Consider the following 9,717-nt stretch of genomic DNA (forward strand, 5'->3'; position numbering starts at 1 on the left):
ACCCCGCCCACTGCACGCACCCCCCGCTGACCTGCCGGACCGCCGACCGCCAGACCCCTACGGTCCGGCGCACCGAAATCGAGAGCACACCTGTCGTGACGACACCCCGCATCGACGCGCACGTTCGCCTCGACGTCCACCCCACCCACTCCAGCGCCGTCACCGCCACCCTGACCGGTCCGCAGGCCCACATCCCCCACGTGAGTCTGGAAGCCGCCGACTGGCACGTGGTAGCCGACAACACCCTCGTCCTGGTCCGCATCGATCACGAGGAGCCCTACTGGGCCCAGGACGCCGCGCGGCAACTGGCCGCCGACGGAATCGCCGTCGAGATCACCCCCGAGCTGCGCACAGCGATCGACGAAGAATGGACCTGGGCCAACTACCCGATGCCCTGGTGCACCCGCAGCGAGATCCGTGAGGTCTCCAACGCAGCGCAGAAGATCCACGACGACATCCGCCACGGCCACCTCCTGATCCACGCCCACGCCGAGGACGGCCACACCACCGTCGCGGTCGGCACGTACCTCAGCGGCGGCAAAAGCGTCTACCTCCACGGCGAGGACCACCTGCGCCAGGCCGCCGACACCTTCGACTCACCCGCCCAGGCCCTGGTCGCCTTCGAGAAGATCCACGGCGGGGCCGTGCGCCCCGGACTCGCACCGATGACCGACACCGCGCGCCACGCCGCCCAGGCGCGAACCTCACTCGGCAATCCCGTTGTTGATCCTGAGGCCCAGAGCCGTGAGCCGGAAACCGTCCCCGCCTACGCCGCCGACGCCGGTGACCACGACGCTCTTCTGGAGGCATTCCTCGGCGCTCATGGCGACTGGCAGAAGTGGCAGACCATCCCTATTGAATCGTCGTGTTGAAGCCGATCTGACAGGGTGGCGCGATGAGCAAGTGGCGTGTCTTCTGGGTTCCCAAGCCGACGCCGATCGCCCCACCGCGAGTACCCGTTCTGGCGGGATGGACGGACCTGACGGAGCGCGAGGCGTCAACCGGGATCCGGCCCGGCGACCCGATTCTGCTGGCACCGGACTACCGCATCGACGAACTCCTCAGCTTGTACACGCGCAGCAACCCGTTCCGGGGATACATAAAAGAGACAAAGCGGAACTACATCACGGACATCTGCCTGTTCCTCAACTTTCTATGGCAGCGCGGAAAGGTCTGGACGCAGGCAGTCGAGACGGACGTCGACGACTTCCAGTTCTGGCGCCAGACGTCGCCCGAGAACCCGGTGCGAGTGGGCGGGAACAAGTGGAATCGTGAACTGGCCGCGCTGATGAACCTGTACACGTGGGCAACGAAGCCCGGGAACGAGTTCCTACCACGTAACCCGGTTCCGGTGCATCGCGTGGCCGGCAGGCATGGCCAGATCGTTGAGGTACCGGACGGGAAAGCGAAGGACGCCCGGGGTAGCAACGTTCACTGGCTGACCCCTCGGGCATTCCGTCTGTGGATGGACATCGGGCTGCGCGGTTACGGCACTGACGGTCGTCCCTCGCCGCGCTGGGTGGGCCGCCTGGAGGACCGCAACGTTGCGTTCGTGCGCTTGCTGACCTCTTCTGGGATGCGGCGGCTGGAGGGCGCCTCGCTGTTGGCCTTCGAGGTGCCGTCACTGCGGTTGGAGGGCGGCCGTTACTACACGGGGCGCCTCGCGGCAGCGGTCACGCGTTCCAAGAAGGCCCGTACGTACTACGTCGAGGCTCATGTGGTGGGCGATATCGAGAACTACGTCGACTCCTCGCGCGGCGAGGCCATCCGCGCCGCCCAGGACCGGGGCCGGTACGACGGCGTGCGGGACATGCGGCTGGTCACCGGGGTGAGTCGGGGACCGAAGCCGACGGTTTATTGGTGCGACCGCCAGGGCGTCACGGGCCGCATCGCGCTGACGGAGGCTACCGCGGACGAACGGATGACGTGGTACACCGAAGGACCGGCGGGATTGGCGCCGTTGTGGCTGTGGCTGAACGAGATGGGCCTGCCGTTCCAGCCGCATTCGTGGAACAACGTCTTCACTGCGGCGAACCGGCGGTGCCGGGCGGTGCTTGATCCGGAGCCAGAGCGTCGGTTGGACCCGCATCGCAGCCTGGCGCCGTATGCGACGCCGCATTCCTGCCGGCACAGCTTCGCCCTCTACATGCTGGTCATCCTGCACCACTTGATGGACCAGAGGTTCGGTCTGAGCCCGGAGGAGCGGCGGGACTACCGGCTGCTGTACGGGGATCCGTGGCGGATGGTGCAGGACCTGTTGGGTCATGCGTTCCTTGAGACGACCCGCGTGCGGTATCTGTCCCCCGTCGCCGACCTTCAGCTGCGGTCGCTGCTGACCACCGCGCCCCCGTTCCGCGAAGGGGAGCGACCGGCGCGGGAGATGGATGAAGTGTTCGCACGTCTGGCGCGGGAGGCCGAGGGCATCCAGGACATCGACGCCAAGCTGCAGGTCACCCCGCGGGCGGGGGGATGAACCGCCGCGGGCGTACGGCGCCGTTGCCGGCAACGCCGGTGCGCAGGCCCCCGGTTCTGGTGGACGACGGCCTTGTTGTCGAGCACCGAGACCGAATGGGAGCCGTCGCAGTCTACGACTTCCGTACTCTGCCGGTCGAGGACGCCCTGCGCCGATCGCTGGCCCGCCTGTTCGCCGCGCGGTGCGTGCCGAGCCGGTGGAGCTCGCATCACAGCAGCAGGTACTTCTGGCTCCCCTTGCAGGCGTTCACCGCGTACCTGGCCACGCTGGACGCACCGGTCGCCGACCTCGACCAGCTGACCGCGGGGGTGTGGAAGCAGTGGAGGCTCAGCCGACAGAACACTCGGTTCGGCTACCGCCAGATCACCACGTTGCGGGGGCTGCTGCTGGACGACCCGCGACTGTCCGCGGCGACCCGGGAAGCGCTCGCCCGCCGCGTCCTGCAGCCCACGGCCAAGGAAGTGTCCTTCCAGGCGGCCGAGTTCGACGCGATCGTCACCACGGCGCGGCGAATGTTCCGTGCCGCGCATCTGCGGATCACGGACAACGCCCGGCACCTCGCCCAATGGCAGTCAGGGACGTTCCCTCGCGGCAGCGAGGCATGGCTGCTGGGTGAGGCGCTGGACTGTATGGCCCGGACCGGCGAGGCACCCCACGACACCAGGGTGCGTCGCCAGCGTGGCCGGGTGCTCACCCGCTATACGCGGGTGCTAGGCGGGGAGCGGCCCGAACATACGTGGCAGCGGCTGTTCTTGACCCGGATGGAGACGGTCGCGCTGGGGGTGCTGCTGCTGGGCGAGCACGGCTGGAATCTGTCGGTGATCAACAGGTTGAAGGTGCCGCAAGCGGCCCCGGACGCCGGCAGCGACGGCCCGCGGATCTACCGGGTCGAGCTGGAGAAGCACAAGCGAGGCGCCGGCCGGTACTTCGAGACCCGCAACCTCACCGACGACGGGGCCGCCTCCCCCGGGCGGCTCATCACGCAGGCGCTGGAGGCCACCGTGTTCGCCCGCGCGGCCGTGCACATGCTGAGCCCCGGCACGGATCGCTTCCTGATCTGGCGCTCCGCCAAGGCCCCGCTGGAGCACCCGCAGGACGAGAGCCGTAAGAGGTCAGGCATCGGGGTGTTCGGGTTCGGCGTCTCCGGCCGTACAGCCAAGGAGTGGGCGACCCAACAGGGCTTCTCCTCCTCGCCGTTCCGCCGGGGACGACGGACGGTGAACACCCTGCACCGACGCGCGCCCGGACAGAACAGCCAGTCCACCCACGACCGCGTCTACACGCTGACCGATCCCCAGGTCCGCCAGAGAGCGATCCCTGTCATCGCCGAGGCAGCCGAAGCCGTCGTGACCCAAGCCCACGCAACCGTGCTCGCCGCCGAACTGCGCGAGGGAGCCGATCCGACCGACCAGCCGACCGCCACCGCCGACTGCCATGACTACGACAACAGCCCCTATCCCGGCCCCGGCGGAGGCTGCGGGGCCTCGTTCCTGATGTGCCTGGCCTGCCCCAACGCCCGGATCCACCCCGCCCACCACAGCCGCCTGGCCCACCTGCACCACGCACTCGACAACCTGCGCACCGCACTGGACCCGGGCCAGTGGCACCGCCAGTGGGAGGACGGACACGCCCGCCTGGAACACCTCAAGAGCCAGCTCGGCACCGCGGTGTGGACCCGCGCACTGGCCGACGTGACCGACACCGACCGCGAACTCATTGCCCTGCTGCTCAACGGAGACCTCGACCCGTGACGGCCACCCCAGCCCCGGCCCGTGTCCTTCCCGGACCCGACACCCCCGTCATCCCCGCCCACCGGATCGTCGACGGCTACACCGGCCCCATCGCGCGCTACGCGGCGCCGGCCTGGCCGCTGATCCCCATGAACGCCAACCCGGGCGTCACGCACAGCACCATCCACTGGCCCACGTTTCCCGGCACGTTCCGGGAGGAGTTGCGGCTGGCCGCCTGGACCTTGATCAACGGCGAACTGCCCTCCGTGTTCCTGCGTGAGCGCCATCCCACCTGGCGCTCACGCCAGGCACCCAAGGCGCTCTGCCAGACGATCGGGACCTGGTGCCGGCTGGCCACGTGGCTCACCGACCGGGGCATCACCACGCTGAGCGAGTGCAACGCACAGGTACTGAGTGAGTACGGCCGCCACGTGCGCGACAGCGGGGCGGCCCGCATCACGGTGCACAGCGTGCTGTCGTCGCTGACCCGGCTGTGGGTCTTCGACCAGCTCAGTGGCCGTCCCAGCGGAATCGGCTGCCCGCCGTGGGAGTCCGAGGGGGTGGACGACTACCTGCCGGCGGCAACACCGGGCGGCGAGAATTCCGCCGAGGCGATCGCCGAGCAGACCATGGGCCCCGTGCTGGTGTGGGCGATCCGCACGGTCGAGGAGTTCAGCGACGACATCCTGGCCGCCTGGGCCGAGGCCAACCGTCTGCGTGCAACGGCTGCCGGCAACAGCGCCACGCCCGCCTCCCGAGCCGCTCTTCGAACCTTCATGGACCGCATCGACGCCGACCGGCTGCCGATTCCGACCACACAGTGGCTGGGCAGAACCACGATCGCGGGCGCGTATATCGCCGCGCTCACCGGCGCCTCCCTGGGCCAGGTCTACAGCACCACCCGTAATCACGGCTGGCGGCAGGCTGCCCTGGAGCGGCCTGGCCCCTGCCCGCTCAGTGTCCCGGTCACCGGCAAGCTCGGCGGGATCCCCTGGAGAGAGGCCGTCGACTACACCGAAGCAGGCTTTCTGATGCGCCAGTTGGGCACGGCATGCTTCATCGTGATCGCCTATCTGACCGGGATGCGTCCCGGCGAGGCGGCCGGACTTCGCAGCGGCTGCTGCCCCGACCCGAAGCCGGACAGCGCCGGGCGCACAGGGCGGCACTTGATCACCAGCACCGTGTACAAGACCGCCCGCGACGAAGACGGCAACCATCGTTCCGAGGGCGAAGTCCGCGATGCTCCCTGGGTGGCCATCGCCCCCGTCGTCGACGCCATCCGTGTTCTGGAACGCATGGTTCCCCCAGGGCAGCTGTTGTTCGATCACCACGCTCACGACCTGCGCGGAACCCGGGCCGGCACCGGCTCCCTCACTGTGCACACGCTGGGCACCCGGGTGGAGGACTTCATCACCTGGGCCAACCACGAGGCAGCCGCCCGCGGGCTGACCCGTGAGGCCATCCCGCCGGATCCGCACGGGAGGATCGGTACCGAGCGGTTCCGCAGGAGCCTGGCCTGGCACATCGCCCGCCGCCCCGGGGGTCTGGTCGCGCTCGCGATTCAGTACGGTCATCTGCGGACTTCCGTAGCGGCCGGATATGCCGCGCGCAGCCGGGACGGCATCCACGACCTCCTCGACGTCGAAACGGCCCGCGCCACCATCGACACCGTCGCCGACCTCAACGCGGCTCTCGAGGACGGCCTCGGCATCTCCGGACCCGCCGCCCGTCGGGCCATCAAGGCCGCCGCCACCGCGCCCCAGTACACCGGCACCGTCATCACCACCCGGCAGGCCCGACAGATCCTCGCCAACCCCCACCTGGCCGTCCACGACAATCCCCACACGCTGCTGATGTGCGTCTACAAGCGCGACAAGGCCCTGTGCCACCGCGGACTCAAGGACACGCCCAGCCTCGACCAGTGCGTCCCCGCCTGCGCGAACATCGCCCGAACCGATCAGCACGCTACCGGTCTCCGCCTCCGCGCCACCTCGCTTGACCAGCAGGCAGGCCACGTCCCCGGACCGCTGGGCGAGCGCCTGCGCGACAACGCCGCCCGACTGCGCGACCTCGCCGACACCCACCACCGCACCCGCATCAACCTCCAGGACGGCACCGCATGAGCCCAGCCCCCGACGAACGCGACCGTATCCGCGCGGCCATGAACCGCATCCTGCAGGGCGCCGCCCAGCACTCCAACGGGGCGCTGACGATCGTCGCCCTGGCCCAGGAAGCCGGCGTACCGCGCAACGCGCTGACCCAGCGCCACCTCGACCTCAAGAACGACTTCTACACGCAGGTCAGGGCGCGCGGACAGACGCCGGACTCCGAGATCCGCCTGCGCCAACAGATCGTCAAACTCAAGGAGCTCCGAGCCAAGGACACAGCGGAGCTGTCCCAGCTGCGGACCGACGTCGATCATCTTGTTCGCGCCGTCAACCAACTGACCGTGGAGAACCGACAACTGCGCGGTGCACTGTCGCAGCCCGCCTCCCCCGTTCGAGTGCTGCCAACCCAACCGCAGCCGAACCGGCCACTCTGAGTCACTGCTGGACCGCTGATCAACACCAGCCACCAGGTCATCATGAACGGCCCGAGCTACCGTCCCAACAAGCGCCCGAAAAACCCCGCCGACAAGGACGGCAAGCGCCCAACCAAGTAGGAAAACCGCTGGACGTCGTCGGGATACTGCCGTCATGGCCTCACCCAACAACTCGCCCGTGTCGAGGCGGCGTATCTCGCCGCCTCCCGCACGTCAGCCGGAACATCACCCGGTGCAGAGCCCTCGAGCGACAGGCCGAGGTCGGTGAGCCGGTAGTGGACGGCGGGCGGCACGGTGGGTTCCACACGGCGGGCCGCCAGGCCGTCGCGAACCAGGCCCTGCGGAGTAACGGAGAGCATCTTCTGGGAGATGCCCGGCATACGACGGCGCAACTCCGCGGCGGTTACCGCGTTGCGGTGGCCAATGCCGCGCGGATGGCGTCCTCGCCGACCGGCTGGCCCTTCTCGTTCGAGAACGGCCCGTACGGGGTCCCCCACACCGGCGTGCCCGTCGCCTGCCGCCAGCTATCGGCCAGCGGTCCCGCGTCCACCACGCTGTACCCGATCGATTCGATGAACTCGGTCACCGCCGCCTTCGCCGGCGCGGAGTCTCCGGCGATTGGCAGGTAGGAGCGGTCGGCCGCCCCCGCCGGGCGGGCGAGTGACAGCAGGTGCTTATAGAAGATGTTGTTGAACGCTTTCACGAGCATGGCGTCCGGGATGTACCGCAGTAGCAGCTCGCTCGAGGTGAGCGACTTGCTGTCGAGCTCCAGGATGTGCCCGTCACGCTCGGGGCCGTAGTTGCACGTGTCGATGACCGTCTTCCCGGCCAGTGGCGCGGCGGTCACGTTAGGGAAGGCTTTGACCGGCACCGTGACCACGACGATGTCACCGGCCGCCGCGGCCTCCCCGCTCGTCGCCACGGACGCCCGCGGCCCCAGTTCCGCGGCCGTGTCCGCGAGCGTTTCGGGACCGCGCGAGTTGCTGAGCACGACCTGGTGCCCGGCCTCGATGGCGAGCCGCGCGATGGTACTGCCGATGTATCCGCTTCCGACAAATCCCACCGTCGTCATCTTCTCAGCGTCCCTTCAGAAGAGCCGAACCCTTGTCATTTGCCGGGCTCGTTTCGATTCGGATCCCTGCCGTCAGCCGGCGGAGAAGTAATGGCCGTTGTCCAAATCGGCGAGCAGGCCGGGCTGAGCGGGTTCCCAGCCGAGGGTCCGGCGGGTGATGTGGTTGGACGCCGGGTAGTTCTGCGTGACTATGTTCGCGAGGAACCCGAAGTATCCCGGCACCATCAGTACGTCCGCGGGAATGCTCACGGCGGGCAGGCCCAGACGGCTGCCAATGGCCTCGGCGATCTCGCGGAACGGGATGGCCCCGTCCCCGACCGCGTGCCAGTATCTGCCGGCCGGCCCCTTCTCCAGCGCCAAGCGGAACAAGGAGGCGACATCGCGGGTGTGCACGGCGTTCCACAGGTTCGCGCCGGCTCCGGGGTAGCCGACGACGCCCTTCTCCTTCGCGAGCGCGATCAGCGTGGGGAGGAAGCCGGTACGGTCGGTCGTGCTGTGTGCGATGTTGGCAATCCGCACGACCGAAGACCGCACTCCCCGCTCGGCGAGGCTGATTACGGCGGTTTCCACGACGTTACGAACCCGCAAGGTGCCCTTGTGCTCATCGCCGCCGGGAAGGGCCGGGTCCTCCTCGGTGGCCGGCCGGCCCAGGTGCTGCCCGGGTGAGCCGATACTCCCTGCTGCGACCAGCGGCTTTCCGGTTCCCGCGAGTGCCTCGCCGTACGCGAGCATGATCGGGAGCTCCGCGGCGGCCACGGCGTCGATCCCGCCGGAGGGAAGCAGGTCTTGCCTGTGCGCGACGTGGATGACGCCGTCGGAGTCCGCGGCCGCCTCCTTGAGCCCGTCGAGATCCTGGAGGTCGCCGCGGCGCACCTTCGCGCCGAGTGCGGACAGCGCCGCCGCGGCCGTGTCCGATCGGGCCAGGCCGGTGACCTTGTGCCCGGCGGCGATGAGTTCGGGAACAATGTACGAACCGGAATGGCCGGTCCCGCCAGTGACGAAAACGCGCATGCTACTGGTCCTTGTAATTGATGGGGCGCGAGAAGTGGTGGTGCGGGCGCGCTCAGGCAGAAGTGTTGATGCCGAGGGTGAAGTTGAAGCTCCCTGCGCCATAGCGGCCCAGGCCGATCATCACGAGGCCCGTTCCCTCCAGCCAGCGCGCCATTGTCAGGGGGCCGGTGTCCATCGGCCGCAGGCCGAGGCTCTTGATGAATGCCGACACAGTCGCCTTGGCCTCGGCGTCGTCGCCGGCGATGAGCACGTCCAGCGGGTTGCCCTGCGCCAGCATGTGACCGAAGACGGTGTTGAACGCCTTCACGACGTGCGCGCCGGCGGGGGCGGCCTTGGCGATTTCCTGCGCGCCGGAACTGCCGTCGGGGGTGACAAGGCCCTGCGAATCGGGGGAGACGGGGTTGGTGATGTCGATGATGACCTTGCCGTGCAGTGCGTCCCCGTACTCGCTGACCACCGCCGCCGCGCTGGCGTACGGCATGGCGAGGATAACGATGTCCCCGGCCGGGGCGGCGCCGGCCGTCCCGGCAGTGGCGCCGCCGAGCGCGGCGGCCAATTCCTTGGCCTTGGCCGGGTCGCGGCCGATGATCTCGACGGCGTTGCCGCCGGCGAGCGCCCGGTCGGCAAGGGCGCCGGCCATGTTCCCCAGGCCGATAATGCTGATGCTGCTCATAGTGTGCCCAGGGCTTCGGCAAAGTCGTGTGACGTCCGTTTCGTGATCATGTGAGGCCAAGGAGTGCGAGGGGTTTATTGGCGTCGCGAGCGTTGCGCCGAAGTCCTGCGGCCATGTTGGTGGTCCCCGCAAGGCGTAGGGCGCCGATGGCGAGGTTGCGCCAGGTGGCGAGGACCCGGGGTGCGTTACCGGTCCGGAGTTGGGATGCGTCCTCGG

7 protein-coding genes and 3 pseudogenes are annotated in these 9,717 nt (G+C 69.0%); 6 read left to right on the forward strand and 4 right to left on the reverse strand.

What is annotated here, in order from left to right:
* The 6 genes and pseudogenes from O3X23_RS43165 to O3X23_RS44410 all read left to right on the forward strand — a co-directional run.
* Nucleotides 1-872 (forward strand): annotated as a pseudogene (locus O3X23_RS43165) (hypothetical protein); the annotation flags it as partial.
* Nucleotides 873-895: 23 nt separating this feature from the next.
* On the forward strand, nucleotides 896-2,473 hold the full coding sequence (locus O3X23_RS43170; RefSeq protein ID WP_269280665.1) for a site-specific integrase: 1,578 nt from the start codon (nucleotides 896-898) through the stop codon (nucleotides 2,471-2,473).
* 95 nt (nucleotides 2,474-2,568) lie between these two features.
* Nucleotides 2,569-4,224 carry a hypothetical protein gene (locus tag O3X23_RS43175; RefSeq protein ID WP_269280669.1) on the forward strand — a complete coding sequence of 552 codons (1,656 nt, stop codon included), beginning with the start codon at nucleotides 2,569-2,571 and terminating at the stop codon, nucleotides 4,222-4,224.
* Nucleotides 4,221-6,326, forward strand: coding sequence for an integrase (locus O3X23_RS43180; RefSeq protein WP_269280672.1), 2,106 nt, complete (start codon nucleotides 4,221-4,223; stop codon nucleotides 6,324-6,326). Before O3X23_RS43175 ends, O3X23_RS43180 begins: the two co-directional genes overlap by 4 nt.
* Nucleotides 6,323-6,745 carry a hypothetical protein gene (locus tag O3X23_RS43185; RefSeq protein ID WP_269280675.1) on the forward strand — a complete coding sequence of 141 codons (423 nt, stop codon included), beginning with the start codon at nucleotides 6,323-6,325 and terminating at the stop codon, nucleotides 6,743-6,745. The genes O3X23_RS43180 and O3X23_RS43185 overlap by 4 nt, the downstream gene beginning before the upstream one ends.
* A pseudogene (locus O3X23_RS44410) lies at nucleotides 6,741-6,865 on the forward strand (ATP-binding protein); the annotation flags it as partial. The gene O3X23_RS43185 and the pseudogene O3X23_RS44410, both read left to right, overlap by 5 nt.
* A gap of 119 nt (nucleotides 6,866-6,984) precedes the next feature.
* Here O3X23_RS44410 and O3X23_RS44415 read toward each other — a convergent pair.
* The 4 genes and pseudogenes from O3X23_RS44415 to O3X23_RS43205 all read right to left on the reverse strand — a co-directional run.
* Nucleotides 6,985-7,152: pseudogene (locus tag O3X23_RS44415) on the reverse strand (winged helix-turn-helix transcriptional regulator); the annotation flags it as partial.
* Nucleotides 7,149-7,808, reverse strand: a complete 660-nt coding sequence (locus O3X23_RS43195) for an NADPH-dependent F420 reductase (RefSeq protein ID WP_269280685.1) — start codon at nucleotides 7,806-7,808, stop codon at nucleotides 7,149-7,151. The gene O3X23_RS43195 and the pseudogene O3X23_RS44415, both read right to left, overlap by 4 nt.
* 81 nt (nucleotides 7,809-7,889) lie before the next feature.
* Nucleotides 7,890-8,828, reverse strand: a complete 939-nt coding sequence (locus O3X23_RS43200) for an SDR family oxidoreductase (RefSeq protein WP_269280679.1) — start codon at nucleotides 8,826-8,828, stop codon at nucleotides 7,890-7,892.
* Nucleotides 8,829-8,880: 52 nt separating this feature from the next.
* A complete protein-coding gene (locus O3X23_RS43205; protein WP_269280682.1) occupies nucleotides 8,881-9,501 on the reverse strand; it encodes an NADPH-dependent F420 reductase in 621 nt (206 codons plus the stop codon).
* Nucleotides 9,502-9,717: the final 216 nt, after the last annotated feature.

The sequence above is a fragment of the Streptomyces sp. H39-S7 genome (genome assembly GCF_027158205.1).
Taxonomy (GTDB): domain Bacteria; phylum Actinomycetota; class Actinomycetes; order Streptomycetales; family Streptomycetaceae; genus Actinacidiphila.